This window comes from Haloferax prahovense (assembly GCF_000723845.1).
Classification (GTDB): Archaea; Halobacteriota; Halobacteria; order Halobacteriales; family Haloferacaceae; genus Haloferax; species Haloferax prahovense.
On the sequence record NZ_LK053000.1, the window covers coordinates 1165696 to 1189396 of the forward strand.

General features: G+C 67.2%; 26 protein-coding genes. 13 read left to right on the forward strand and 13 right to left on the reverse strand.

Annotated features, from left to right (window positions below):
• Positions 1–357: 357 nt before the first annotated feature.
• The 5 genes from glyA (at position 358) to BN984_RS05750 (ending at position 4082) form a co-directional block, all read left to right on the forward strand.
• Entirely contained in the window at positions 358–1605 is a 1248-nt protein-coding gene (glyA, locus tag BN984_RS05730; protein ID WP_049967853.1) for a serine hydroxymethyltransferase, read from the forward strand.
• 99 nt (positions 1606–1704) lie between these two features.
• Positions 1705–2004, forward strand: coding sequence for a DUF211 domain-containing protein (locus tag BN984_RS05735; protein ID WP_008094865.1), 300 nt, complete (start codon positions 1705–1707; stop codon positions 2002–2004).
• Positions 2004–2573 (forward strand): VIT1/CCC1 transporter family protein, encoded by a 570-nt coding sequence (locus tag BN984_RS05740; protein WP_008094864.1) that lies wholly within the window; start codon positions 2004–2006, stop codon positions 2571–2573. Before BN984_RS05735 ends, BN984_RS05740 begins: the two co-directional genes overlap by 1 nt.
• A 99-nt stretch (positions 2574–2672) precedes the next feature.
• The gene (gene folD, locus BN984_RS05745) at positions 2673–3566 is read left to right on the forward strand and encodes a bifunctional methylenetetrahydrofolate dehydrogenase/methenyltetrahydrofolate cyclohydrolase FolD (protein WP_008094863.1); all 894 of its coding nucleotides are present in this window, start codon (positions 2673–2675) and stop codon (positions 3564–3566) included.
• Between the two features lie 9 nt (positions 3567–3575).
• Positions 3576–4082: an NUDIX domain-containing protein gene (locus tag BN984_RS05750; RefSeq protein WP_049967854.1), complete on the forward strand. Its 507-nt coding sequence runs from the start codon at positions 3576–3578 to the stop codon at positions 4080–4082.
• A 24-nt stretch (positions 4083–4106) separates the two neighbouring features.
• Here the strand turns inward: BN984_RS05750 and BN984_RS05755 are convergent, their stop codons facing one another.
• Both BN984_RS05755 and BN984_RS05760 read right to left on the reverse strand, forming a co-directional pair.
• Positions 4107–4340 carry a DUF7385 family protein gene (locus BN984_RS05755; RefSeq protein WP_008094860.1) on the reverse strand — a complete coding sequence of 78 codons (234 nt, stop codon included), beginning with the start codon at positions 4338–4340 and terminating at the stop codon, positions 4107–4109.
• 42 nt (positions 4341–4382) lie between these two features.
• Positions 4383–5093: a DUF7117 family protein gene (locus BN984_RS05760; protein WP_008094859.1), complete on the reverse strand. Its 711-nt coding sequence runs from the start codon at positions 5091–5093 to the stop codon at positions 4383–4385.
• Positions 5094–5236: 143 nt separating this feature from the next.
• Here BN984_RS05760 and BN984_RS19665 point away from each other — a divergent pair, with 143 nt between their 5' ends.
• Entirely contained in the window at positions 5237–5383 is a 147-nt protein-coding gene (locus tag BN984_RS19665; protein ID WP_004974390.1) for a hypothetical protein, read from the forward strand.
• Positions 5384–6055: 672 nt separating this feature from the next.
• Positions 6056–6343 (forward strand): PadR family transcriptional regulator, encoded by a 288-nt coding sequence (locus BN984_RS05765; RefSeq protein WP_004044685.1) that lies wholly within the window; start codon positions 6056–6058, stop codon positions 6341–6343.
• A 14-nt stretch (positions 6344–6357) separates the two neighbouring features.
• On the opposite strand, the gene BN984_RS05770 is transcribed toward BN984_RS05765, so the two are convergent.
• Positions 6358–7623 carry an AI-2E family transporter gene (locus tag BN984_RS05770; protein WP_049968586.1) on the reverse strand — a complete coding sequence of 422 codons (1266 nt, stop codon included), beginning with the start codon at positions 7621–7623 and terminating at the stop codon, positions 6358–6360.
• Between the two features lie 220 nt (positions 7624–7843).
• On the opposite strand from BN984_RS05770, the gene BN984_RS05775 reads away from it, so the two are divergent.
• Entirely contained in the window at positions 7844–9196 is a 1353-nt protein-coding gene (locus BN984_RS05775; protein WP_049967855.1) for a class-III pyridoxal-phosphate-dependent aminotransferase, read from the forward strand.
• Positions 9197–9205: 9 nt separating this feature from the next.
• On the opposite strand, the gene BN984_RS05780 is transcribed toward BN984_RS05775, so the two are convergent.
• The 3 genes from BN984_RS05780 to BN984_RS05790 all read right to left on the reverse strand — a co-directional run bounded on the left by BN984_RS05780 (position 9206) and on the right by BN984_RS05790 (position 12298).
• On the reverse strand, positions 9206–10603 hold the full coding sequence (locus BN984_RS05780) for a hypothetical protein (protein ID WP_049967856.1): 1398 nt from the start codon (positions 10601–10603) through the stop codon (positions 9206–9208).
• Between the two features lie 66 nt (positions 10604–10669).
• Complete coding sequence (fen, locus tag BN984_RS05785; RefSeq protein ID WP_049967857.1) at positions 10670–11650, reverse strand: flap endonuclease-1; 981 nt, start codon at positions 11648–11650, stop codon at positions 10670–10672.
• A gap of 27 nt (positions 11651–11677) precedes the next feature.
• A complete protein-coding gene (locus BN984_RS05790) occupies positions 11678–12298 on the reverse strand; it encodes a GNAT family N-acetyltransferase (protein ID WP_049967858.1) in 621 nt (206 codons plus the stop codon).
• A gap of 58 nt (positions 12299–12356) precedes the next feature.
• On the opposite strand from BN984_RS05790, the gene BN984_RS05795 reads away from it, so the two are divergent.
• Together BN984_RS05795 and BN984_RS05800 are read left to right on the forward strand one after the other, a co-directional pair.
• The gene (locus BN984_RS05795; RefSeq protein ID WP_049968587.1) at positions 12357–12938 is read left to right on the forward strand and encodes a class I SAM-dependent methyltransferase; all 582 of its coding nucleotides are present in this window, start codon (positions 12357–12359) and stop codon (positions 12936–12938) included.
• 21 nt (positions 12939–12959) lie between these two features.
• Positions 12960–13376: a DUF3054 domain-containing protein gene (locus BN984_RS05800; protein WP_008094841.1), complete on the forward strand. Its 417-nt coding sequence runs from the start codon at positions 12960–12962 to the stop codon at positions 13374–13376.
• Between the two features lie 60 nt (positions 13377–13436).
• Here the strand turns inward: BN984_RS05800 and BN984_RS05805 are convergent, their stop codons facing one another.
• Positions 13437–14807, reverse strand: a complete 1371-nt coding sequence (locus BN984_RS05805) for an MFS transporter (RefSeq protein WP_008094839.1) — start codon at positions 14805–14807, stop codon at positions 13437–13439.
• A gap of 228 nt (positions 14808–15035) precedes the next feature.
• On the opposite strand from BN984_RS05805, the gene BN984_RS05810 reads away from it, so the two are divergent.
• The gene (locus BN984_RS05810; RefSeq protein ID WP_049905039.1) at positions 15036–15284 is read left to right on the forward strand and encodes a hypothetical protein; all 249 of its coding nucleotides are present in this window, start codon (positions 15036–15038) and stop codon (positions 15282–15284) included.
• A gap of 72 nt (positions 15285–15356) precedes the next feature.
• Positions 15357–16355 carry an ornithine cyclodeaminase family protein gene (locus tag BN984_RS05815; RefSeq protein ID WP_008094836.1) on the forward strand — a complete coding sequence of 333 codons (999 nt, stop codon included), beginning with the start codon at positions 15357–15359 and terminating at the stop codon, positions 16353–16355.
• Positions 16356–16370: 15 nt separating this feature from the next.
• On the opposite strand, the gene BN984_RS05820 is transcribed toward BN984_RS05815, so the two are convergent.
• The 5 genes from BN984_RS05820 to rqcH all read right to left on the reverse strand — a co-directional run bounded on the left by BN984_RS05820 (position 16371) and on the right by rqcH (position 21820).
• On the reverse strand, positions 16371–16805 hold the full coding sequence (locus tag BN984_RS05820) for a hypothetical protein (RefSeq protein WP_049968588.1): 435 nt from the start codon (positions 16803–16805) through the stop codon (positions 16371–16373).
• Between the two features lie 62 nt (positions 16806–16867).
• Complete coding sequence (locus BN984_RS05825) at positions 16868–17938, reverse strand: mRNA surveillance protein pelota (RefSeq protein WP_008094832.1); 1071 nt, start codon at positions 17936–17938, stop codon at positions 16868–16870.
• A 107-nt stretch (positions 17939–18045) separates the two neighbouring features.
• The gene (locus BN984_RS05830; protein ID WP_049967859.1) at positions 18046–18750 is read right to left on the reverse strand and encodes a DUF4013 domain-containing protein; all 705 of its coding nucleotides are present in this window, start codon (positions 18748–18750) and stop codon (positions 18046–18048) included.
• A gap of 67 nt (positions 18751–18817) precedes the next feature.
• Complete coding sequence (locus BN984_RS05835; protein ID WP_008094828.1) at positions 18818–19525, reverse strand: DUF4013 domain-containing protein; 708 nt, start codon at positions 19523–19525, stop codon at positions 18818–18820.
• A gap of 186 nt (positions 19526–19711) precedes the next feature.
• Positions 19712–21820, reverse strand: a complete 2109-nt coding sequence (gene rqcH, locus BN984_RS05840) for a ribosome rescue protein RqcH (RefSeq protein ID WP_008094827.1) — start codon at positions 21818–21820, stop codon at positions 19712–19714.
• 108 nt (positions 21821–21928) lie between these two features.
• On the opposite strand from rqcH, the gene BN984_RS05845 reads away from it, so the two are divergent.
• Positions 21929–23278 (forward strand): hypothetical protein, encoded by a 1350-nt coding sequence (locus BN984_RS05845; protein WP_049967860.1) that lies wholly within the window; start codon positions 21929–21931, stop codon positions 23276–23278.
• Here the strand turns inward: BN984_RS05845 and BN984_RS05850 are convergent.
• The gene (locus BN984_RS05850; RefSeq protein WP_049967861.1) at positions 23245–23661 is read right to left on the reverse strand and encodes a hypothetical protein; all 417 of its coding nucleotides are present in this window, start codon (positions 23659–23661) and stop codon (positions 23245–23247) included. The two genes, BN984_RS05845 and BN984_RS05850, sit on opposite strands and share 34 nt — an antisense overlap.
• Positions 23662–23701 lie beyond the last annotated feature (40 nt).

The following is a 23701-nucleotide window of genomic DNA, read 5'->3' on the forward strand; positions in this document are numbered from 1 at the left end:
ATCGCCAGTAATATATTTAATATTAACGCAAGACGACCGGCAGAACGTATTCGAAATCGAGTTGTACCAACGCTGTATCGCGCGAATTGAGCATTTCGTTTCAGAAATTTTACTCCTATCGGCGAGCGGGAAAATCGATGGCGAACCGAGAACCCCGTGCGTCCGGGAGTTGTCGCCCGCGGCGGTCGGCCTCGGCAGTCAGTTCGGCTCGGGGACACGTCGGAGACGGTCGGTATCGCGCGTTCGTGTATCTGTTCACGGTAGCACACCACAGAATATACACGGGCGTGCAACACAACACCGGCAGGCGTAGCCAAATGGGACACATTTATGCCGTAATTGGACCGGATACTACGTATGGACTACAGCCACGTCCGCGACGTCGACCCCGCCGTGGCAGACGCCCTCGACGGCGAGGTCGAACGCCAGCGCGACACGCTCGCGATGATCGCCTCGGAGAACCACGTCAGCGAAGCGGTCCTCGAAGCGCAGGGGAGCGCGCTGACGAACAAGTACGCCGAGGGCTACCCCGGCAAGCGCTACTACGCTGGCTGTGAGTACGCCGACGACGTGGAGAACCTCGCCATCGAGCGCGCCAAGGAACTCTGGGGCGCGGAACACGTCAACGTGCAGCCGCACTCCGGCACGCAGGCCAACATGGGCGTCTACCTCGCCATGCTCGAACCCGGCGACAAGATTCTCTCCTTGGACCTGACTCACGGCGGCCACCTGAGCCACGGTCACCCCGCGAACTTCACGGGGAAGCTCTACGACGTCGAGCAGTACGAGGTCGACGCCGAAAGCGGCTACATCGACTACGACCAGCTCGCCGAGAAGGCCGCGGAGTTCGAACCGGACATCATCGTCTCCGGCTACTCCGCGTACCCGCGCGCCGTCGAGTGGGAGACGATTCAGGAGGTCGCCGACGACGTAGACGCGCTCCACCTCGCCGATATCGCCCACATCACGGGCCTCGTCGCCGCCGGCGTCCACCCCTCGCCGGTCGGCGTCGCCGACTTCGTCACCGGCTCGACCCACAAGACCATCCGTGCCGGTCGCGGCGGCATCATCATGTGCGACGAGGAGTACGCCTCCGACATCGACAGCGCCGTCTTCCCCGGCGGTCAGGGCGGCCCCCTCATGCACAACATCGCCGGCAAGGCGGTCGGCTTCAAAGAGGCGCTCGAACCCGCCTTCGAGGAGTACGCTCAGCAGGTCGTCGACAACGCGAAGGTCCTCGCTGAGACGTTCCAGGACCACGGCCTCAGCGTCGTCTCCGGCGGCACCGACACGCATCTCGTGCTCGTCGACCTCCGCGACTCGCACCCCGACCTCACCGGCGGCACCGCCGAGGAGGCGCTCGAATCGACGGGTGTCGTGCTGAACGCGAACACCGTCCCCGGCGAGACGCGCTCGGCGTTCAACCCCAGCGGCATCCGTGCCGGCACGCCCGCGCTCACCACCCGCGGCTTCGGTGAGGATGAGATGCGCGAAGTCGGCGAACTCATCGTGAAAGTCGTCAACGCCCCCGAAGACGACGACGTGCTCGCGGAAGTCTCCGAGCGCGTGCAGGAACTCTGCGACGCGAATCCGCTGTACGAGTAAGCGACGCTCGCAGGCGACCGTCGCGGTCGCACCCGCCCGGTTTTTCTAACCCTTCACCCGAGTAACACTATTACCCGGGCCGCCGTATCACCACTCGATATGGCTCCGATTCGTCGGCTCGTTCTCGACGTGTTGAAACCGCACTCGCCGTCGACGGTCGAGTTCGCCCGCGAGGTCGCCGACGCGGCCGGCGTGGCCGGCGTGAACGCGACGCTCCTCGAAACCGACCGCGAGGTCCAGAACCTCAGACTCGTCGTGGAGGGAGAGGCCGTCGACGACGACGAGGTGGAACGGCGGATTCGCGACCTCGGCGGGACGGTCCACTCCGTCGACGAGGTGGTTGCGGGCGAGACGCTGGTTGCGTACCGGGACCAGCCGCAGGACCCGTCGTCGTCGTGATGTCGGCTCGCCTCGCTTCGCTCCTGCGCGACGACCGCGTCCGCGCCATCTCCCGCCGGTACTTCGTCTCGAACGGCTTCGACGGCGCGCTGACCTGCATCGGTCTCGTCATCGGCGCGTACCTCACCGGCGTCACGGAGGGGCTGACGGTCGTGAAAATCGGCGTCGGCGCGGCGGTGGGCCTGACGACCTCCGGCGTCTGGAGCGTCTGGGAGATAGAGCGCGCCGAGAAGCGGGCCGAACTGGGCCGCATCGAAGAGGCCATGCTGACCGACCTCGGCGGGACCGCGGTCGAACGCGACAAGGTCGCGGCGCGGGGAATCAACGCGGCCGCTAGCGGACTCGGACCGCTCGTCGGCATCGTCGTCCCGCTGCTCCCGTTTCTCGCGGTCGGCACGCTGTTGTCGATGACGTGGGCGACGCTCGCCTCGGTCGGCCTCGGGACGGGCATCCTCTTTTCGTTCGGCGCGTACATGGGGTCGATATCGGACCAGCGGTGGTACGTCGCCGGCCTGCGGATGGCGCTCGCGGGCGTCGCGGTGGCCGCGGTGAACCTGCTGTTCGGGTGACTGTTTGTGACCACATTCGTGTATATTTTGAACTCATTGAGGCCGATAATACGCACGAATCCGAATCTTTGAAATGGGCGGGGCGCGCTGTCTGAGACAATGACGACCATCATCGACGGCAACGCCGTCGCCGAGGAGATTCGCGACGGGCTGTCTGATGCTATCGACGCGCTCGACGAGGCCGGCGTGAAGCCGGGGCTCGCGACCGTGCTGATGAGCGACGACCCCGCCAGCGAGACGTACGTCTCGATGAAACAGCGCGACTGCGAGGAGGTCGGCATCGAGGCGTTCGACTACGAACTCGACCCCGAGACGCCCGCCGACGAACTCTACTCGCTCGTCGACGACCTCAACGACGACGACGAGGTCCACGGCATCCTCGTCCAGATGCCCGTCCCCGACCACGTCGACGACCGGACCGTCCTCCGTCGCATCGATCCCGCCAAGGACGTCGACGGCTTCCACCCCGAAAACGTGGGCCGCCTCGTCGCCGGCGACGCCCGCTTCAAGCCCTGTACGCCCCACGGCGTCCAGAAGCTCCTCGCCGCCGCCGACGTGGAGACCGAGGGCGCTGACGTGGTCGTCGTCGGCCGCTCGGACATCGTCGGCAAGCCCATGGCGAACCTGCTCATCCAGAAGGCCGAGGGCGGCAACGCCACGGTCACGGTCTGCCACTCGCGCACGGACGACCTCGCAGCGAAGACCCGCGAGGCCGACATCGTCGTCGCCGCCGCGGGCGTCCCCGAACTCGTCACCGGCGACATGCTCTCCGAGGACGTCGTCGTCATCGACGTGGGCGTCAACCGCGTCGATGCAGACAATGAGAAAGGCTACGAACTCGTCGGCGACGTGGAGTTCGAGTCCGCGAAGGAGAAGGCCAGCGCCATCACGCCCGTCCCCGGCGGCGTCGGCCCGATGACCCGCGCGATGCTCCTCTGGAACACCGTGAAGGCCGCCGCCGAGGCCGAGGGCGTCGACGTGGACCTTCCCTGAGTTCGGGACGTGAACCCCCCGTCAGGCGCCGACATCGACGGCGAGTGGACGTACGACGTGGACGGCGTCGTCCGGCGTCGGAACCGCCACGACCTCGACGCCGAGGCGTTCGCCCGCGCCGTCGAGCGTATCGAAGACGGCCTCGAGTGGGGCGTCGGCGCGCTCTGCGAGCGCGACGGCGCGGTGCTTCTCGTCCGGCAGGACGGCCAGTGGGTCCTCCCCGGCGGCGGGGTCGAAGCCGGCGAGACGAGACGCGAGGCGCTGGTCCGCGAGGTCGCCGAGGAGACCGGCCTCGACGCCGACGCGGGCGCGCTTCGAGTCGTCACGGAGCAGTCGTTCCACTACGGTGAGGACGCCGCAAGCTTTCGATTCGCGATTTACGAGGCGACCGTCGCGGGCGACCTCACCGACGACCCCGGCCTCCAAGACGAGGCCATCGCCGACGTAGCGTGGTTCGAGACGCTCCCCGACGACACGCTGGACCGCGGGCTGATTCGGTTCCTGCTCGGGCGCTGACGCGCGTCCGACCGCAACTTGTTCTCACTCGTGCGTCGCCACGAGCAACTGGTCGTCGCCCCGCCGAACACAGAACCGGGTGTCGGCGTCCACGTCGAAGCTGTGGGCCGCTCGGTCGGAGATGAGCAGTTGCGAGAAGTCGTCGCCGCAGGCCGGACAGGCCACGCCGTCGCGGTTCTCGACGAGCATCGTGTCGCCGTCGTCGCGAAGCAGTTTCACCCGGTGGCGCACGTCGTGGATGTCGAATCCGGCAGTCATCGTCGGCGAAGGGTCGTCGTGGAGGAAAAACGTTCGGAAGCGTCAGAACAGCGCCGCGAGCGTGTCGCGGGCCGACGCGAGCGCGTCGAGGTCGTCGTCGACGAGCGCGGTGTGTATCTCGCGGGCGGCCTCGACGAGCGCCTCGGACTCCGAAAACGAGACGGCCCCGTCGAGCGCTTCGACGCGCTTGCGATGGTTCGAGAGGGTTTCGAGCGTCGTCCTGACCTCGGGGTTCGGGTTGTCGTCGAGCCACGTCGAGAGGTCGCGGCAGTAGTCGTCGATGGCCTCGGCGTAGGCGAGACCGCGGGAGTCGGCCATCGACTTGGGCACGGCGTCGGGGTCGGGGCGCTCTCCCTCGTCGGCGCGGCGGAGCAGGGTGATGACGTACAGCTGTTCGTCGTCCGTGGGCCGGTTCGACCGGGCGACCACATCGACTGCGTGGAGCAGTTCGTGAGCCGCCAGCGGGGTGTCGCCGAGGGGGAGCAGTTCGCCCCCGCGGATGTAGCCCGTCTGCCGGATGTAGTCGCGGAGGTCGGACTTCAACGCCGGGGCGGCGTCGCGAATCGACCCGTCGCCGACGGCCGATCGGTGCGCCGAGAGGTCGAGGTCGATCTGCATGGCGGTGTGGCGTTCCCTGTCGCCGACGCCGACGCTCCGGAGGCTCCCGCACTGCGGGCACGATACGCTTCCCGTCTCGTAGTACGACCACCGGTGGTCGCACTCCTTGCACTCGCGCTCGCCGCGTATCTCCATGCGACTGGGTTCGACCCGGCGGCGCAAAAGCACGGCGACCCGACGCCGGGGCATCAAGTGCGAGGCGAGTCGACGCGGCCGCGAGCGGTCGCCAGCCGAGACGACCGCCGGGCTACATACGTCCGGCGGCCTACCGTGGGCACATGCGAAGCGAATCCGAGGTCCGAGAGCAGTACGAGTTCCTGAAGGACGAACTCGACTCCGACGAGATGCGACACGAGGGGGTCAGAAAGCTCATGACCCATTATAAGCGGGCACTCGGCTGGGTCCTGGAAGAGGAACACATGTGAATTCCATAACATAAATCTTCGAGCAGAGCGGAACCGCATCGTTTCCGGAATTCGGCGCGTGCGTGCCACTCAGACGGACAGTTGGCCGAATTGTCAATGTTTGGCACGCGTCGTTATCTTTAAGTGAAACCGAACAGTAGCCGATAGTGACGCTTCGCTTTGGAGGGCCGAAGCGTCAGCGGGGACCAATTCAGGGCGGCATGCCGTGCCGGAGATTTCCGGCACGGCTTGCTTTCCTTCTGCGCGAAGCTACGACCCGAGAGCGACTGTTTCATTCGCGCCGCGTTCGAGTACACCCGAGCTCCGGCTCCGGCCGTTCTCGGTGGTCATCCGAGTCGTCAGCTCGTTCTTATCACACAGGCTACGTGTTCGACCCGCCGCCAGTCGCTCCGAGAGAGTGGTGACGCCGCCACCTCGCCTCGGATTTCCGTTTTGGATAGTCGAGTGGTTGTTCATTGATAACACTTAACAATCTACTCCCTTAATGCGCCCGAGCCGTCCATTTGTGGACATATCCGGACATCGAAACGGCAATTTCGGGGAATTAGTAATTTGGACTACATAATTGCTGATGGAGTATCTCGGAGACTAGCGGGTTTTCGAGGGAGAATCGTCGGTCGAGGCCGATATGCTTATCTGAATTAGACAGTAACATACGAGTCGAATTTACCGATGTACGACCTGACAGGATTCCAGCGAGACCTGCTGTACGTCATCGCGGGTCTCGAAGAGCCGCACGGACTCGCCATCAAAGAAGAACTCGAAGCCTACTACGAAAAGGAGATTCACCACGGGCGGCTCTACCCCAACCTCGACACGCTCGTCGAGAAGGGGCTAGTCGACAAGGGCCAGCGCGACCGCCGGACCAACTACTACACGCTCACCCGCCGCGGTCGCCGCGAGATAAAGGCCCGCGACGAGTGGGAAGCGGAGTACGTCCCCGAAGACTTCGAAGCGTGAGCGGGCGACTCGGACTACCCGTCCACACCGGCGTCGGACGGCGACCGTGAGTCACGACTCGATTTCTCATCTCGGTCGGTAAACGTCTCTAGCTCGTCCGATTCGCTCTCTTCCGGTCGGTCGGTCGCGGCTGGTTCTCGCGGTGCGTCGTCCGCCTCGTCGGCCGTCAACTCCTCGACCGGCGGGCCGTCGACCAGATGTCCGGGGTCGACCATGTACGGCCGAATCGGCTTCCCCGCCAGGAGCTCCGGCAGAACGAGCCGGACGAAGTTCACGAACAGCACGAGTATCATCGGCATGAGGAAGATGCCGTACCAACCGAACAGGAGCGGACCGAACGTGTAGGCGAGCATCACGGCCCCGACGTGGAGGCTCCGTCCGGAGACGTACGGCCGGAGCACGAGGTCGGGAATCGTGTCCACGATGACGAACGAGACGGCGGCGAAAAGCAGGACGAACCAGAACCCGGGCGGGTTGGCAATCGTCGCTTCGAGAGCCATGTAGGCAGCGACGGGGACGTAGACGAGCTTCATCCCGACGACGGGGATGAGGCTCGCGACGCCGGCGAGCAGGCCGATAAGCGCCGGTGCGGGGATGTTGACGCCCACGGGCGCGATGACGTTCAAAAGCGAGTACGCGATGACTCCGATAGTGCCCGTGAGGATGGCGTTCAGGATGTTGCCGAAGAAGATATTGTTGAAATCGCGGTCCACGCCGCGCATGTAGGCTTCGAGGATGCCGTGGTCGTCGGCGAACATCGACTGGCCCCACCGGCGGAGTCGGTGCCCGTCGCGGAGGAGATAGAACGCGAACGCGATCATGACGAACAGGTGAATCGCGCCGATACCGAGGAACGCGAAGGTGTTGGCGGCGACGCTCAGCGAGTCGAACACCGAGCTGATCGCCTCGGGAGTCAACACCGACCGGAAGTCGTACTCCAACAGCGCCTGCGGGCTGGCGATTCCCTCCAACAGCGTGGGGTCGATGCCGTAGGCTTCGAGGTCGATGGGCACCTCGTCGGAAGAGAGTTGGTCGGCGTATTTCAGGAACTCGCGGAGGGCGATGGTCGCGGCGTAGACGACGAGTCCGAGCGCGGGGAGCGCGAGGGCGAAAAGCGCCACGGCCGCCGCGAGGCTCGGGGGCTTCACCCGCCTCCGAATCCGCCGGTAGATGGGTCGCGTGGCGTAGTAGATGAAGAGACCGAAGACGAACGTTCCGATAAAAGAGTAGACGACGTAGGTGAGCGCGCCCGCGAGGACCAACGCGAGCGACCACCACATCGCGCGGGAACGCTGGATGTCGGGGAGAGCCATACCCAACACGGACGCGGAGGCGTCAAAAGCCTATCGCGGGAGCGACAGGTCACGACGTCACACCGTCACGTTCCGCCGTCGAAGGCGTCCTCTCGCGCGGCGAAACCGACCGACTGGACCGCGCCCCGGCCGATATTGCACCATTAATAACGAATATCTTAACACACGTGTCTTCGTACCGAGCCGCATGGACCGAGAGACGGCGGTGCCACGCGTCGATTCGATGCCCGGCGAGAAAGCGCGCCAGTGGGTCGAGTACCACCACGAGCACGCCGCGCCGAGCACGTACGTCTACGATTTCGTCTGGGACATCACGGCGGAGTCCGAGGGGCCCTTCTGCACCGACGTCGACGGCAACGTCCTCCTCGATTTCACGAGCCACGTCGCGGCCGCCCCGCTCGGCTACAACAACCCGAAGATACTGGACCGCATGGCCGAGTTCGACCTCGTCGACCCGACGAAAATCGCCGGGCAGGACTTCTACGTCAGCGACGGCTCCGCGCCCGGCGAGGAGCGGCTTCCCGGCCCCGCCGCGCTCATGGACAAACTGACCGAACTCACGAGCCACTACGGGATGGACACGGTGTTCCTGTCGAACTCCGGAGCCGAGGCCGTCGAGAACGCCATCAAAATCGCCTACGACCACGCCGACGGCGCGAAGTACGGCGTCACCTTCGAGGGCGCGTTCCACGGCCGCACCCTCGGCGCGCTCTCGCTCAACCGCTCGAAGTCCGTCTACCGGCGCAAGTTTCCCGAGATTTCGGGCGTCCTCGACGTGCCGTTCTGCGACGACCGGACCTGCTCGCCCGAGACGTGTTCCTGCGGCTTCTTTCCCGACGCCGACTCCGCGGTCTCCAAACTCCGGCAGAAGCTCCACCCGAAGAAGGGCCACATCGACGCCGACGAGGTCTCCTACGTCATCGTCGAACCGATACAGGGCGAGGGCGGCTACCGCTTCCCGTCGGACGCCTTCGCAGAAGAACTCGCCGCCGTCGTCGACGACTACGACCTGACGCTCATCGCCGACGAGATTCAGACCGGTGTCGGCCGAACCGGCGAGCTGTGGGGCTCCGACCACTACCCCATCGAGCCCGACATCATCACCGGCGCGAAGGGCCTCCGCGTCGGCGCGACCATCTCGAACGACGAGATATTCCCCGACGAGACCTCGCGGCTCTCCTCGACGTGGGGCGCGGGCGACATCGTCTCCTCGATGCAGGGCGTGTTCACCCTCGAAGCCATCGAGGAGTACGACCTACTCGACAACGCCGTCGCCCGCGGCCGCCAGTTCATCGAGCGGATGCGCGACGACGCGCCCGACACCGTCGTCGACGTGCGCGGCAAGGGCCTGCTGCTCGCCGTCGAGTTCGATACCAAAGAACGCCGCGACGCCGTGCAGGAAGCCGCTCTCAAGCGCGGTCTCCTCACTCTCTCGTGCGGCTACAAGGTGCTTCGAATCCTCCCGCCGCTCGACGTGACCGCCCGCGAAATCGACCTCGGCGCGACGATCCTGCTGGACGCCATCGAAGACGTGTCGTAACGTGGTCGGTCAGTTCGTGTCGAGGCTGACGACGGGTTCGACCACGTTCCCGAGTTCCCGCATCATTCCAGCACCGACGAGGTAGTACACCGCCGACTCGACGCGCTCTTTCCACGCGGGACCGTCGCCCATTTCGAGACTCACGTCGCCGGCGCGGATAATGCTCGCCGCCTCGTTCGCGACGACGCCCGCGAAGTTCGAGTCGTATTCGTCGCGCGTCGCCCGAAAGTCGCGCATCGAACGGCGTTTCGCCCGGAACGCTCGACCCGAGTCGTAGCCGGTGTCGGCAGGAGTAACGCCGAGTTCCTCGAGGGCGTACTCGTGGGCCTGTCGCGCGAGGAGGGCCTGACCGGTCTTCACGACGCGAAGGACCGTCAGGTCTCGGCGGAGGTCGTTGCCGTAGAATCTGAAGCCGTTGTCGAAGCAGAGCGTGTACAACTCCCAGCGGGCAGCACCGTAGGGCGACGACCGGTCGAGTTCGAGTTCGTCTTCGAGTTTCGTCCGCATCTGGTCACGTCTCGGGAACCGGTCGGTTTCGGCGAGGAGGCCGAGAAGCGCGTCGTCCAGTCGCTCGCGATGCGGCTGTGGGTCGTCTCCGAGACCCGAGCGATACTGCTCTCGGTAGTGTCGTGCGTTTTCGAGTCGTTGTTCCGCCTGCAACTGCGACCCCCAGGTGTTCGCGAGTCCGTGGGGAGAGTACTCGTCTACCGAGTCGGGGTCGCCGCCGACGGACGTCCCATTCCAGTTCGAACTGATTCGCACAAAGGCCAGTTGGCGTTCGATGGCGTAGAGATACCCGAGGTCACGGCCGGGGTCGGAGACACGGTACGCAGAGATGGAGTCCGCAACCGCGTCACTCGCCTCCCACAGTTCACGGCCGCGTTCGAGACGGGCATCCGGGTCCTCCTCTCCGAGTGCAACCTTCGCGTAACCGACGGCTTCGCCGGCGAACAGCATTCCGTAGGTTGCCGAGAAGAGACGCTCACGGGCATCTCGTTCCTCTTTCGCGGCGTCGAGGTGGCCGCCGGCGGGCGACCCGCGGAGATGAAACCGCATATCCTCGTCCACCGAGTCGAGGTCGACCTGCGAGCGGAGTTGCTTCGCCTGCTCGACGGTCTCTTCGAGGTTCGCCACCGCCGCGTCGGCGTGTTCGTCGCTCACCGGCGGCTGCCAGACGTAGTTGCTCGGCGGGTCCGGATACACCGTCGTCAGCCAGTCCGTAATCGGGTCGGGAAGCCACGTCGGCCTGAACCAACCGATACCGCCGACCGCGCCCGCGCCGCCGACGAGGCCGAGCAGTTGACGACGCGAGAGCGAAGAGCGGTCGTCGGGGCGGGGCGCGTCGGAGGGAGAGTCGGAAGAGGAGTCGAATCCGTCGTCCGCGGGAGGAGCGTCGTCGGGGGACACACGCCGGAGTTCCGAACCGGCCCGTGTAAACGTGTCGGCGGGCTGTTGGCTCGGCGCGAGCGCGGCCTACGTCCAGCGGTCGAGGCCGGTCTGCGTGACCGACTCCTCGATTCGCTCGAAGCCGCGGCAGACTTCCTCGGGGTCGACCTCCCACGTCTCGGTGACGAACTCGCGGGCGGCGGCCACGTCGGGGTCGATGTCGGTGTCGTAGTCGTAGTCGTCGGTGACCGGCGGGTCCAAGAAGAACTCGCGCACGCGGTCGGCGTTGGGGATGCTCGCGCCGCGGGCTTCGAGGACCGACCAGAGGTCGCCGTGTTCCGTGACGACTTTCACGGCCGTCTTCGGGCCGATTCCCGTGATGCCCTCGTTGAAGTCGGTCCCGCAGAGCATGGCGATATCGACGAGTTGCTCGTAGGTGATGTCGTGTTTGTCGAGCGTCGCGTCGAGGTCCATCAGCTCGGGGTCGCCCTTGCTCGTGAGCTGTCGGAGCGTGTAGGGCGCGCCGAACAGGAGGGTGTCGTAGTCCTCGCTGCCCACGTAGTCAGCGTCGCCCTTGCGGGCCATGTAGGACGCCTGCGCCTCGCCTTCCGCGGGCGCTTCGACCACCGGCACGTCGAGCAGCGAGAGGAGTTCGCGGCTGGTGTCCTGAATCGTCTCGGTGAGCCGCTGGGTGCGCGCTTCCATCCGGGCTGCCTCGACCGCGTCGCCGGCCTCGCGGGCCTCTTCGAGCCGCGCTTCGGCCTTCTCGCGCTGTTCGCGGCGCTTCGCAACCTCGTCGTCTTTCATCTCCGTGACGCCGCCGTCGAAGACGAACACCGGCGTCAGGTCGTGTTCGAAGAACTTGGGGAGCCCCTGGACGATGCCGACGAGGTTGGCGACTTCTTCTCCCGCGTCGGTCGTGTACTTCTCCGAACTCGTCCACTTGACCGTCGTCGTGAGATACCGGTACAGCCAGTTGTGGGCGTCGACGGCGACGACGCTCCCGGCCACCTCGTCGAACGACACCTCGGAGAGCGCGGCGAGCGTCCGCAGGTCTGCGTTTCCCATTTGCTCGGCCTTCGGGGGCCGAGGGTTTCAATCGTCCGAGTGAAGTCCGCCGACTCCGGGCGGCTCCGCCCCCTCGCGCGCCGCGAGAAACGACCGCTCCGGGTCGCCGAGGTCGCGGGCGCGGTAACGGTCGAGGCCGGACTGGTACGTCTCGCGTGAGACCGCGACGGGCACGTCGGCGGGGCGCTCCAAGACCAACTCGGCGACGCCCGTCTCGCGGCCCGTGAATCCGAACCCGGCCTTGTGGCACGCCTCGTAGGCGAAGGGGTTGTTCGCGGCGATGCGGACCGTCTCGTAGCCGCGGTCCGCGGCGGCTTCGCAGGTCCGCCGGAGGAGATCGGGACCGAGTCCGTCGCCCCGGCGGTCCCGCCGGACCGTGACGTACCGGAGCCAGAGCGTCGTCGGGTCCGTTCGGTCCTCGTTGAACGCGACGGCGGCGACCACGCCCTCGGCCAGCGGCGGCAGGGAATCGGGGCCGCCGGTCGGCGCGGGTCGGTCGTCGTCGAGCGCCGGCAGGGGCGCGTCGGGGTCGCGAAACACCGTCTTGCCCGTCCCCGCGGTGACGAACTTCCCCGCGTAGGCGAACCGCCGGTAGTCGAGGCGGAGTCGCGGCCCGTCTTCGGGCCATCCGAGCAGGTCGAACTCCATGGCCGAGATGGGACCGCCGCGCGCAAGAACCTTCCCCGACGGGGCCGTGGAGTCGGGCATGCACGGCGCTGGCGACGTTCGGTTCTTCGACCGCTTCGCACCCGTTTACGACCTCGTGATGCCGCCCGCCGACCCCGGCGCGCTCGGGACCGCGCTCGACCGCGCCGACCGCCCCGTCGAGCGCGTCGTCGACATCGGCGGCGGCTCCGGGCGGGCGACTCTCGCGCTCGACGTTCCCGAGCGAGTCGTCCTCGACCGCTCGGCCGGGATGCTCCGTCGGGCGCGCGAACGAGGCCTCGACTGCGTCCGCGGCGACGCCCGAGGGCTTCCCTTCGCCGACGACTCACTCGACGCCGTGACCGTCGTGGACGCCTTCCACCACATGCCGAACCAGCGGGGCGTCGCCGAGGAGGTCTTCCGCGTGCTCGCGCCCGGTGGGGTGTTCGCCGTCAACGAGTTCGACCCCGAGACGCTCCTCGGACGGGGGCTCGTCGCCGCCGAGCGGGTCGTCGGCTTCGGCTCGGCGTTCGCCACGCCCGACGAGCTCGTGCGCTTTCTCGAACGCGTCGGGTTCGAGGCCGACGTGGTCGAACGGGGCTTCGAGTACACGGTGGTCGGAAAAAAGCGGGAAAGCCATTAGGGGGGCGACGAATCCTCGCCTATGGCAACCTCGACTTCGTTCTTAGAGGAGCGACTCGATGCCGGGGCGTTACCCATCGCGGTGGGCGACGTGCTCGCCATCTTCCTCCTCGTCACCGTCGGCGTGGTTCAGCACAACGGGGTGTCGTACCTCTCGGCCGACCCGGTCGGCTGGGTACTCACCTCGGTCCCGTTCCTCATCGGATGGCTCGTCACCGCCCCGCTGTTGGGCGCGTACTCGCCGGGCGCGGCCGAGTCGGCGAAGTCGGCCGTCCCGCTCGGCATTCGCTCCTGGCTCGCGGCGACCGTCATCGGCATGGCGATTCGCTGGACGCCGCTTTTCGAAGGCGGCGTCGAACTCACGTTCGTCGCGGTCATGCTGGTGCTCGGCTCCGTCGCGCTCGGCGTCTGGCGGACGCTGTACTTCAAACTCGTCTGAGGCGCGGAGACCGGACCGAATCCGTCCGTCAAAAACTGTTTTTCGGCCGATCGACCGCCCTCAGGCGGGCGTCGGCCGTCGTCGCAACAACGTCACGCCGAGGAGCGTCGCGGCCGTCGCGAACCCGGCGAGGACCACGAACAGCGCCGTCGAGTCGGCGACGGTGAGGATGTAGCCGGCGATGGCACCGCCGAGCGCGCCGACGCCGAACACGCCGAGGTAGGTGAACCCGTACGAGAGCCCGCGGAGCCCGGCGGGCGTGTACTCCGCGACGGTCGCCTGATAGAACGGCTGGACCATGAACAGGAAGAAGCCGAGGAGCGCACAGATTGCGAGGAGCGGGCCGACGCCGAGGCTCGCCACGGGGAGAAAGGCGACGGCGATGACGGCGAGCGCGCCGAAGCCGGCGACGATACCGCGTTCGGTCCTGATGCGGTCGGTGAGCTTCCCACCGACGTACTGCCCGAAGACGCCGACCGTCAGGAGACCGGCGTAGACGAACAGTTCCACGTCGAGCGTCGGCGCACCACCGGCCGACCCGGACGCGAGGGCGGCGGGGAGGAGTTCGGAGACGGGTATCGGCTCGATGCCGATGACCGAACCGAGGAGGTCCGGCAGGAACGTCGTGACGCCGCGGTAGTAGAGCCCCGAGAACATCACGAGCGCGAAGACGAGCGCGAACCCGCCGGCGAAGAGGTGCTTCGACTGCGAGACCAGTTCCGCGAACGAGGAGACGCCCGCGCCGGCTTTACCGTCGCCGCCGGTGTCGCTGTCGTCGTCGGTGTCGCCCGTCTCACCGCCGTCGGTCGCGGCGACCGCGGCCTGCTCTTCGAAGTTGGCGCGGGTAGCGAGCGCGGCGGCCACGAGCGCCGGGAGCGCGAGCACGCCGGCGACGAGGTGCCAGTCGAAGAACAATAAGAGGAGCGCGGTGAGGAAGGGGCCGAAGCCGATGCCGAGGTTCCCGGCGATGCCGTGGTAGGCGAAACCGGTTCCGCGTTCCTCGACGCCGGTGCTGATGAGCCGGAGTCCGGCGGGGTGGTAGACGCTGGCCGCCGCACCCCAGACGACGAGCGCGAGGGCGACGACGACGAGGTTCGGCGACAGCGCGAGCAGGACGAACGACCCGGCCATGCCGAGGAGACAGGCGACGATGAGACGCTTGGAACCAACGCGGTCGACGAGGATGCCGCCGGGCAGCGCCCCGAGGCCGAACAGCGCGAATCCGAGGCCGGTCATCACGCCCAGCGAGGCGGTCGTGACGGGAACCGTCGCGAGGCCGAGGTCGATACTCGCGAACTCCCCGAGCCAGATGGCCACGAAGATGGGGATGGACAGTTCGTACGTGTGGACCATCCCGTGGGCGAGCATCACCAACGCGACGATTGAGCGGTCGTTGCGGTTCACGTCTCCGGCCACGGCACCGACTCCCATAATCGTGTGGAGTTCCGGCAGACGACGCGAGCCACGGCCCGACTGTTCGGGCGAGAGGCACAATCCACAGTATCGAATTTGTGATGTTCTCGTGGGGCTACAAACCCTCCGTCGTCTTGCGATTATCTCGCCATAAGTTATGAGAAAGGTATCAGAAGGTCACAAAAACAGTATCGGTCATCTATGGGAAAGAATTATACCACTTACGTCCGTAGTATGCTATATATTATGACCGGATATTACGACTACATTCTTGGGCTCATTCCGCTCACACTCCTCGGCATCACTGGCACGCTTACCGTCGCCGGGTTGCAGTTGACCACGGCAGTGCCGATGGCAGCGGGCATGGCCGCGCTCCTCACCGGCCACGCGCTCTTCGTGAACGGGCCCTCGTCGCCGTCCCCCGCCCGCCTCGACGAACACGCCGGTCCCAACGCCGCTGACGCACCCTCTCCTTCGGTCCTCGACGCAGACTAACCCCCAACCCGCGCCCGTCCGGTCGGTTCGCCGGCCCGCAGGGTTTTGACCGCAGGTCTCGTTTTTCCGACCATGACAGCGACCTTGTTCCTCACGAGCGACGAGGTTAGCGGATTGGCGACCCCTTCCGAGTACGTCGAGGCCGTCCGCGAGGGCTACAGACAGCGCGGCGAGGGCGCGCCGGCCGAGCCGCGGACGAAACTGTTCAACCGCGAGCCGCCGGGCATGCTCACCTCCTACGCGGCCGTGCTCCCCGAGACGGGCGCGATGGGCGGCTACATGTACTCCGCCGGCTTCGGCGCGGAGGACGCGTGGTTCATGACGCCGCTTTTCGACGCCGAGAGCGGCGAGCCGCTGGCGCTCCTCGACGGCGCGAGTATGAATCCCTTCAAGACCGGGGCGGCGGGCGGAGTCGCCATCGACGCCCTCGCCCGCGACGACGCCTCGACGCTCGCGCTCATCGGGAGCGGCGCGCAGGCCCGCGGACAGCTCCGGGCCGCCGCGACCGTCCGCGACCTCGACACCGTCTGGGTCTACTCGCCGACGAAGGAGAGCCGCGAGTCGTTCGCGGGCGAGCTGGACCGCACCCTCGACGCCAGCGTCGCCGCCGTCGCCTCCAGCGCCGCGGCCGTCGAGGGTGCCGACATCGTCGTCACCGCCACGACCGCCGCGGAGCCGGTGTTCGACGGCGACCTGCTCGAACCCGGCACGCACGTCACCGCGATGGGTCAGTACCACCCCGAAAAGCGCGAACTCGACGAGACGACCATCGAGCGCGCGACGTACGTCCCCGACCTCCGCGAGCGCGCCACGATGGACGCCGGGTCGTTCCTCGCCGCCGTCGAGGCCGGCGTCGTCGACGAGGACCACATCCACGCCGAACTCGGCGAGGTCGTTGCGGGCGTCGCCGCCGGGCGCGAGGACGACGAGGAGATAACCGTCTTCGACAGCGGCGGCACGGGCATCGAGACGGTCGCCGCGGCGCACATGCTCTACGAGAAGGCACGCGACGAGGGACTCGGAACGACCATCGACTTCTCGCCGGCGAGCGAGTCACTCACCGGCCAGTAAGCGTCCGCCGGCCGGTCAAATCGTCAGTCGCGCGACCCGCTCGGTCCCGACGAGGACGACCGGAACGAGCGCCAGCGCGCTGACCCCGACGACCGCCGGGACGACGATGCCCGGCCAGAACGCCCCCAGTTCGGTCTGCGCGAACGCGCCGAGCAGGGCCGTGCCACCGACGACGAGGCTGTAGTACGCCGAGCGAATCGGGAGCGTCGGCAGGTGGCCGGGCCGCGGCCACGACCCGGTTCCGACGTAGCCGCCGCGGAAGGTGCCGACGGCGACGGCGCTCGCTGCGAGGGCGGTGAGACCGGACAGCGATACCGCGGCTCTCGGGGTCGCGAAAAGCAGGAGCCAGAGCGTCGGAATCGCCAGTACCGACACCTCCCACGCGGCGAAAAACACCTGGTCGAGCCAGCGGTCGACCCGCCTCGTCGCCTCCGAGAGCCCCCTCCGAATCACGACTAGACGTTGGTTTCCGGCGGCTAAACGGTTTCTCCGGCGATGGCGGCGAAGGCGGTCTACTGGAGCCGGTACCGGAGGACCGCGGCGATGCCGCCGAGATTCTTCAACTGCTCGCCGGGCTGGAACTCCGCCGAGAACACGGTGACCTCGCCACCTTTCTGTTCGACCGAGTCGATGATGTCGTTCACGTCCACGTCCCAGTCGCCGTCGCCCTGTCGCTCGGCTCGGAGTCGAGAGTCGAGGAGAAGCAGGTGTTCGACCGCGCCGAACTCCGCGGCCTCCGCGACCTGTTCGACGCCGTAGGCCGCCTTCGCGCCCGTCGAGATGTTCTCCATCAGTTCGTCGATGAGGTTAGCCTCCTCGGCGATGCGGGTCTGTTTCTGCACGTCGTCGACCGCGCCGCGCTTGAGCACCTCGTGGACGCCGCGGTCGCCGACGCCGGCGGTGTCGACGGTCGTGACGATTGTCTCTGCGACCTCGGGGAAGTTGTTCTCGAAGTAGTCCATCGCGTCGTTCTTCGTGAAGCCCGGTCCGGCGAGGATGATGGCGTCCACGTCGAGATGTGACAGCGCGGACCCGAGTTCGTCGAACAGTTCGGACCGCGGGCGGGCGTACTCGCCTTTCCCCGTCGGCTTCGTGAGCGAGGCGTACTCGTCGGTGCCGTACTGGGCGACGGTGTGGATGTAGGCCGCGCCCTCCTCGACGGTCGCGATGGCCACGTCGGGGTTCTCGGCGGCCTGTTCGGCCGTCTCGATGCGGTCTATCTGGTCGGCCTTGAAGTGCTTCTCGATGGTTATCTCGGCGCGCTCCTCGACGTTGAGCGTGTGGTGGTGGCCGAGTTGGTCCTCGCGGGAACAGGAGACGATGACGCCGCCGACGCGGAGGCGGTTGGCGAAGCGCGCGAACTCCACGTCGTCGACCTCGATGGTGACGTTGAGGTGCTCGCGCTCGCCGCCGGTGTCCCGCATCTGCTCGTCGTCGCGCTGGATGCGGCGGGTGGTGTCGCCGGAGACGAGGTCACCCGGTTCGAGGACGTACGAGAGGTGCCAGAGGTCGTCGACGTTCTCGGGGACGAGCGTGATTCGCTCGCGCCCCTCCTCGCCGCGACCGCGGCTCGAAATGCGCATACACGTCCGGTCGTCGGGGAACGGAAAAGAGTCCTGCTATCGCGGTCACCCGTCGCGAGTCGGCGTCGCGGACGCCAACCCGGCCGCCGCCTGCCGCCCTGCGCCGCTCACCAGCCAGTCGACTGCGTCGGCTGCTGGCCCTTGCCGGTGGCGTCGGCGAAGCCGCGAGCCCACAGGTAGTACGTAATCACCTGCACGTAGAACAGGACGAAGAGCCCGACGACGATGACCGAAAGGAGACCCCCGATGAAGCCGAGCACGACCGCGACGACGAGCGCGAGCAACCACGCGACGGCGTACTCGCCGGTGAACGCGCCCGAGAGGATAGTACGCACGTCGAAGCCGGCAGCGAGATTCCCCTCGATGGCGAAGTTCGCCCCTGCGGCCGGCCCGAGGTAGGCCGCGAGCAGGCTGAGCACGAACACGAGGAGGCCGAGGACGACCGAGACGATACCGAGCCCGACACCGCCCGCGGAGGACGCCGCCGCGCTCCCCGTCGCCGCCTCGGAGACGGTGAAGGTGCCGATGCCGATGATGACCGAGAGCAGCATCGACGGGACGATGGCCACTAACGCCCAGACGAACGTCACCACGAACAGCTTCAGGCCGTCGACGAACAGGCCGCCCCAGTCGGTGAACGAGGGCGCGGCCCGCTCGCCGTTCGCGGCCGCCTGCATCGCCCTGACGAAGTAGCCCTGCAGGATAATCCCCGGGAGTATCAGTACAGAAAGCAGCGAGAGAACCCCGCCGATAATCGTCGTCGCAACCCAGTCGTCGCTTCGCTTGAGAAACCACAGCGCGTCGGAGAGCATACCGTTGGGGTGTCGCGCCGCTAGCGGCTTAGATATTCCGTCGAAAATTCGGTTTTTCGCTGACAGTTCAGACGGCGGGCTGTTCGCCCGGCGTCTCGCCCTCGTCCATCATCTCGATGTCGTGGAGTTCGCCCCACGTCTTGCCGATGATGTAGTAGGCTGCGACGGCCGCGTAGAACGTCACGAACGCCCCGACGACGAAGCCGAGAAGCGGGATGACGTTCAGGACGCCGACCACGATGGACGACGCGAACAGCACCGCGAAGGCCGTAAGCCACGCGGTGGCGTACTTGCCCGAGGTCAGGATGGGCCGGAGCGTGCCGAAGTCGAACGCCGCGCCCATGCGGTCGGTCTCGGCGTAGTTCGACAGCGCCGCCGGGATGAGGTACGCGGCGAGCAGGCCGAGGACGAACGCGAGCAGGAGGCCCACGAGCGCCACGATGCCGCCCAGCGCGCCCGCGGCGTCGGAGCCGCCGGCCGCCGCGCCGACGATGCCGGCGAAGCCGAACACGCCCGCGATGATGGCCGGGACGAGCGCGTAGACGAACACGATAGCGAAGCCTTTCACGCCGTCTATCGCCATGTCGCCCCAGTCGTCGAACACCGGGGGAACCTCGTCGCCCTTCATGGTCGCGCGAACGACCCGAAGGAGATAGCCGATGACGAGGAACGTCGGGACGATGAGGAAGCTCAACAGGCCGAGGACGCCGCCGATGAGGACCGTCTTTACCCAGTCCTCGCCGTTTCGAAGGTAATTGAGTGATTCTGAAAGCATTGGGATTCACCGAGCGCCACCACCCACCCACCCACCGGCCGTTCGGCCGAATGTGAGATTCGCGGGTTGACACGCGCGCTCGAAGCAACATTACGACGAGAAAGTATATAATCTTGTACCCGACGCAACCGAATAATTGAATATTAAGCCGTCTAGCGTCTGATTACCGGGGGACGGCGTCGACGTTCACTCGTCGACGATGTCGCTGCCGCCCGGCGGGAGGAACTCCTGAATCTGGTCGGGTGATGCGATTTTTCTGACGAACGACTTGTCGGCGAAGCGCTCGCGGAGCCGGCGATAACACAGTTTCGCGGCGTCGTTCTGGGCGTACTGCCCCGGCGTGAGCGTCAGCGTCGTCTCCGCGCGCGCCTCGATTGCCGACGGCGGACCGCCGATGACGCGCGTCTCGTCCTCGCACTGGATGCCGACCGCGACTTTCGCGGCCACGTCCTCGAAGTACTCGCGGTCGCCGCGGATGACGAAGCTCCCCTTCTCGATGTACTCGCCCGACTCGGGCGTCTTCGACACCTGCGAGGGCTCGACCATGTAGGCGTCGTCGGCGAAGCGGCCCTCCTTCCAGATGGAGGAGTACGAGACGGCGAACTGCGCGGCCTCGCGGAGCGTCTCCTCGGAGAAATCGACCGCCTGCGCGGGCTCGCTGGGCCCCGTCGCCTTCAGGAGCGTCACCGGCCCGCCGTGGGCCTGCGTGTGGAAAAAGCGGTCGTGCTTGCTCATGTACTTCTTCACCAACTCCTCGTTTTGGTCGGCGTTGCGGCCGCCGACGACGAGGTAGCCGCTGGAGGTGTGGAACCAACGGAACCGCTCGAACCAGTGTTCCGTGGACTTGACGGGGACCGAATCGAGCGCGAGCCAGTCTGTCTCCTCCGGCTCTTCGTCCTCGTCGTCCTCGTCGTCCTCGTCGTCGTCGGCCTCCCACTCGTCGCGGCGCTTCTTCACGGCCGCGAGCTCCTCGCGAGTGTCCTCGATGGCGGCCAGCGCGCCCTCCTTTTTCTCCTCGATACGCTTGGCCTCGGTGTAGAGGCGGTCGGCGTTCTTCTCGACGCCCATCGACACCTCGAGGGTGACGGTCGCGTCGTCGAGGTCGACGGTGACCGTGCCGTTCGCGCCGTCGACGTTCGTGACGGCCTCGGCCTCGGGGATACCCTGTTCGGCTCCCTCCGCAAGCGTCTCGCCGATGTCGTCCCACGGGACGCCCTCCTCGCGCGCGCCGCGGACGGTCGACAGCACGTCGTCGACGAGGTCGTAGTTGGCGTACAGCAGTTCGGCGCGCTCGCGCTCGTCTTGGGCCTGCTGTTCGAAGCCCTCGATTGCGCCCTCCTGCTGGTCGATGATGCGCTGTTGCTTGGCGATTTGCTCCTCGAAGTCCGGGCGGTCAGAGGTCGCCTCCTGCTCGTCGGCGGTCAAATCGAGCCGGAAGAAGTACTCGTCGAGTGCGTCGTTGAACGTGTCGTAGGCCTCCTCGTCGAGCCCGGCGTTCTGGTGTTCGCGCAGGGGGAAGGGCGTCACGTCCACGACCTCGCCGTCCTCGTCGAGATAGAGCCGCGGGTCGAACTCCCCGGAGCGCACCTGCTGGCGGAGGTCGACGATGGCATCGTAGACGGCGTCGTAGTCGTCGGCGGTCGCGTCGGCGATATCGAGCGTCTTCTCCACGCCGGCGCGGGTACACAGCTCTTCGGCGTAGAGGCCGCCGAGGTTCAACTGGGTGGCGAGCGTCCGCACCACGTCGGTATCGGACTGCTCCATATTCCGGCCGAGGGCGTCGCGGCTGACGGTGAGGGGGTCGAGCCGCGAGGCGGGGTACTCGTACTGCGACCCCGGAGCGACCGTCCGCGACTTGAGCCGCACCGTCTCCAGACTGCGGACGACTTCGCCCGTCTCGTCGAGCACCGCGATGTTGCCCTGTCCGAACAGCTCGACGACGATTTTCGTGTTCTCGTCGCCGCGCTCGAACGTGAACGTGAGGATGCGGTCGAACTCGTACTGCTCGACGCCCGCGAAGTCGGCCCCGTTGAGCCGGTTTCTGAGCATCATCGCGAAGTTCGGCGGCCGACCGGGAGCGTCCGGCACGTGCTCCTGTGCGGCGAGGTGCGCGCGCTTTATCTCGCCCACTTCGAGGAGGAGTTCGAGCCGACCGCGGTCGAAGTCCCGCATCTTGAGGCGAAGCAGGTCGTCGCCGTAGAGGTACGCCTTGTCGACCTTCGCGCCCTCGTACCGGTTCAACTCGGTGACGAGGGCCGCGAGGTCGACGCTCGTGAGTTCCCGCTTCGGGTCCATGGACTCGCTTTTTGGCGGCGAACGAAAAGGGGTGTCGTTTCCGCGGGTTCTGCGACCGCCCGAATCGGGGAGAAGATACTTATCAGCCAGCCAGAATGTATTCGGTGAATGCGTCCCCGCACCCTCGCTCTCGCCGCCCTCGCCCTCCTCGTCGCGCTGGCCGCGCTCCCCGTCGGGAGCGTCCCCGCCGAGGCGCGACCGCCGCCCGAAGCCGTCTGCGGCGTCTGCGGCGAGACGTTCGAGGAGGCGGGCGACGACGTCGGCGTCCCGCTCACCGTCGAATCGAGCGCGCTCCGGGTCCGCGTCGGCGACGACGGCGTCGGTGCGTGGACCGCCCGCGTCGAACTCGACGACGAGTCGGCCGCGACGTTCCGTGAGCGCCCCGACCGACTCGACCGCGTCGTCCGCCGAACCTTCGAAGAACACCGCGTGTTCACCGACGACCGCAGACGCCTCGAAACCCGGATGGACGGCGACACCGCGGTCGTGACCTTCGAGGTGCCCGGGATGGCGTATCGCGGCTACGGGGACGTGCTGGTCGTGGATTACTTCCACGACGACGAGGTCAGCGGAACCGTCTACGTCGATGCTGACCGATTCGTCGTCACCGGCCCCGAGGAGTCGGCGCTCCTCACCGCGCCCCCCGGGACGCGGACCAACGAGACGGCCGCCGTCTGGAGCGCCGACGACGGGGATCCGTCCAGCGTCGGAAGCCAGACGTACCTCACGTTCGGCCCCGACGCGGGGCTGGCGACCACGGCCGCGGCCTACGCGAGCCTCGCCGCTGACTCGGGCCCCGGCGTCCTCACGAACGTCGCGTGGGTCGCGTTCGTCCCGACGCTCGTGCTCACCATCGGCGTCCTCCTCATCCGGCACTTCGACCGCCGGTTCGACGGCGACCGGGGGGCGCGGCGGTTCGGCCCCGTCGTCGCGGGACTCGGCGTCCTGTGGGGCCTCTGCCTCCTCGTCGTCCGGGCGTTCTCCGGGAGCGTCGCCGCGATGGCGTGGCTCCTCGCACTCCAACTCGTCGCGCTCGGCGTCGTCTCGGCGGTTCGCCCCAAAGCGCTCGGATTCCGTCGTCTCGTCGCCGCGACCGTCGGGCCGCAGGTCGCGCTCGCGGTCGCCACCGCGGTCGCGATGCCGGGACCGAATCCGTGGTTCTCGCTCAGCGCGCTCGCGTTAGAGGCCGCCGTCGTGCTGTTTCTCCCCCTCGGCTACGCGGCCCGGCGCGGCGGGAGCACGCGCCCGCTGTCGCTCGCCATCGTCGCCGCACCCGTGACCTTCGCACTTCCGCTGGTTCCCTTCGGCGGCTACGGCGTCCTGTTCGTCGGGATACTGCTCGTCGTCTGGGTGCTAGTGACGCTCGCGACCGGGTCGCTCGTCTACCGGCTCGGCTGGGCGCTCGGCGGCGAGTCGGCGCGGGGTCACGCCGACGACAGTACGCGAGCGACGGCGTAGCGCCCGCCGAAACCGAGCGCGAACCCGAGGATCGCGAGGACCCCACCGGCGACGAGGCCGGTCGCGACTCCCTGCCAGAGCCCCATGCTCGGCGTCGTCAACTCGGCCGCGCCGAGCGCCGCGAAGAACCCGAGTACCGGACCGACGCCGAGCGGGAGCGCCCCGAAGACACCGTCGCCGCGGAGCGCACCGACCGCGCCGCCACCGAGGCCGAGCGCGACCACGGGCCACAGCCGGAGCCCGAACGGGTACGAAAGCGGACCGACCGCGTCCGGCGGGAGGTGCGTGGCGAAGACGAGCGCGAAGAGGACGACGCCGCCCAGTTGATGCTGTCGGACGGGCGCGTCCTCGCGTCCGAGGAAGAACCTGTCGAGCGTACTCACGGACGGTAGTCAGTGGAACGACATGATAAAACCCGCTCCG

Excerpts from the sequence above, each read along its gene's own strand:
- BN984_RS05835 (WP_008094828.1), bottom strand. The coding sequence starts at position 19,525 with ATGCTTTCAGAATCACTCAATTACCTTCGAAACGGCGAGGACTGGGTA.
- BN984_RS05740 (WP_008094864.1), top strand. The coding sequence starts at position 2,004 with ATGTCGGCTCGCCTCGCTTCGCTCCTGCGCGACGACCGCGTCCGCGCC.
- BN984_RS05810 (WP_049905039.1), top strand. The coding sequence starts at position 15,036 with ATGACCGGATATTACGACTACATTCTTGGGCTCATTCCGCTCACACTC.
- BN984_RS05755 (WP_008094860.1), bottom strand. The coding sequence starts at position 4,340 with ATGACTGCCGGATTCGACATCCACGACGTGCGCCACCGGGTGAAACTG.
- BN984_RS05815 (WP_008094836.1), top strand. The coding sequence starts at position 15,357 with ATGACAGCGACCTTGTTCCTCACGAGCGACGAGGTTAGCGGATTGGCG.
- BN984_RS05770 (WP_049968586.1), bottom strand. The coding sequence starts at position 7,623 with ATGTGGTGGTCGCTCGCGTTGGTCCTCGCGGGCGCGCTCACCTACGTC.
- BN984_RS05760 (WP_008094859.1), bottom strand. The coding sequence starts at position 5,093 with ATGGAGATACGCGGCGAGCGCGAGTGCAAGGAGTGCGACCACCGGTGG.
- glyA (WP_049967853.1), top strand. The coding sequence starts at position 358 with ATGGACTACAGCCACGTCCGCGACGTCGACCCCGCCGTGGCAGACGCC.
- fen (WP_049967857.1), bottom strand. The coding sequence starts at position 11,650 with ATGGGAAACGCAGACCTGCGGACGCTCGCCGCGCTCTCCGAGGTGTCG.
- BN984_RS05765 (WP_004044685.1), top strand. The coding sequence starts at position 6,056 with ATGTACGACCTGACAGGATTCCAGCGAGACCTGCTGTACGTCATCGCG.
- BN984_RS05735 (WP_008094865.1), top strand. The coding sequence starts at position 1,705 with ATGGCTCCGATTCGTCGGCTCGTTCTCGACGTGTTGAAACCGCACTCG.
- BN984_RS05795 (WP_049968587.1), top strand. The coding sequence starts at position 12,357 with ATGCACGGCGCTGGCGACGTTCGGTTCTTCGACCGCTTCGCACCCGTT.
- BN984_RS05830 (WP_049967859.1), bottom strand. The coding sequence starts at position 18,750 with ATGCTCTCCGACGCGCTGTGGTTTCTCAAGCGAAGCGACGACTGGGTT.
- BN984_RS05790 (WP_049967858.1), bottom strand. The coding sequence starts at position 12,298 with ATGGAGTTCGACCTGCTCGGATGGCCCGAAGACGGGCCGCGACTCCGC.
- BN984_RS05800 (WP_008094841.1), top strand. The coding sequence starts at position 12,960 with ATGGCAACCTCGACTTCGTTCTTAGAGGAGCGACTCGATGCCGGGGCG.
- BN984_RS05775 (WP_049967855.1), top strand. The coding sequence starts at position 7,844 with ATGGACCGAGAGACGGCGGTGCCACGCGTCGATTCGATGCCCGGCGAG.
- BN984_RS05825 (WP_008094832.1), bottom strand. The coding sequence starts at position 17,938 with ATGCGCATTTCGAGCCGCGGTCGCGGCGAGGAGGGGCGCGAGCGAATC.
- rqcH (WP_008094827.1), bottom strand. The coding sequence starts at position 21,820 with ATGGACCCGAAGCGGGAACTCACGAGCGTCGACCTCGCGGCCCTCGTC.
- BN984_RS19665 (WP_004974390.1), top strand. The coding sequence starts at position 5,237 with ATGCGAAGCGAATCCGAGGTCCGAGAGCAGTACGAGTTCCTGAAGGAC.
- BN984_RS05845 (WP_049967860.1), top strand. The coding sequence starts at position 21,929 with ATGCGTCCCCGCACCCTCGCTCTCGCCGCCCTCGCCCTCCTCGTCGCG.
- folD (WP_008094863.1), top strand. The coding sequence starts at position 2,673 with ATGACGACCATCATCGACGGCAACGCCGTCGCCGAGGAGATTCGCGAC.
- BN984_RS05805 (WP_008094839.1), bottom strand. The coding sequence starts at position 14,807 with ATGGGAGTCGGTGCCGTGGCCGGAGACGTGAACCGCAACGACCGCTCA.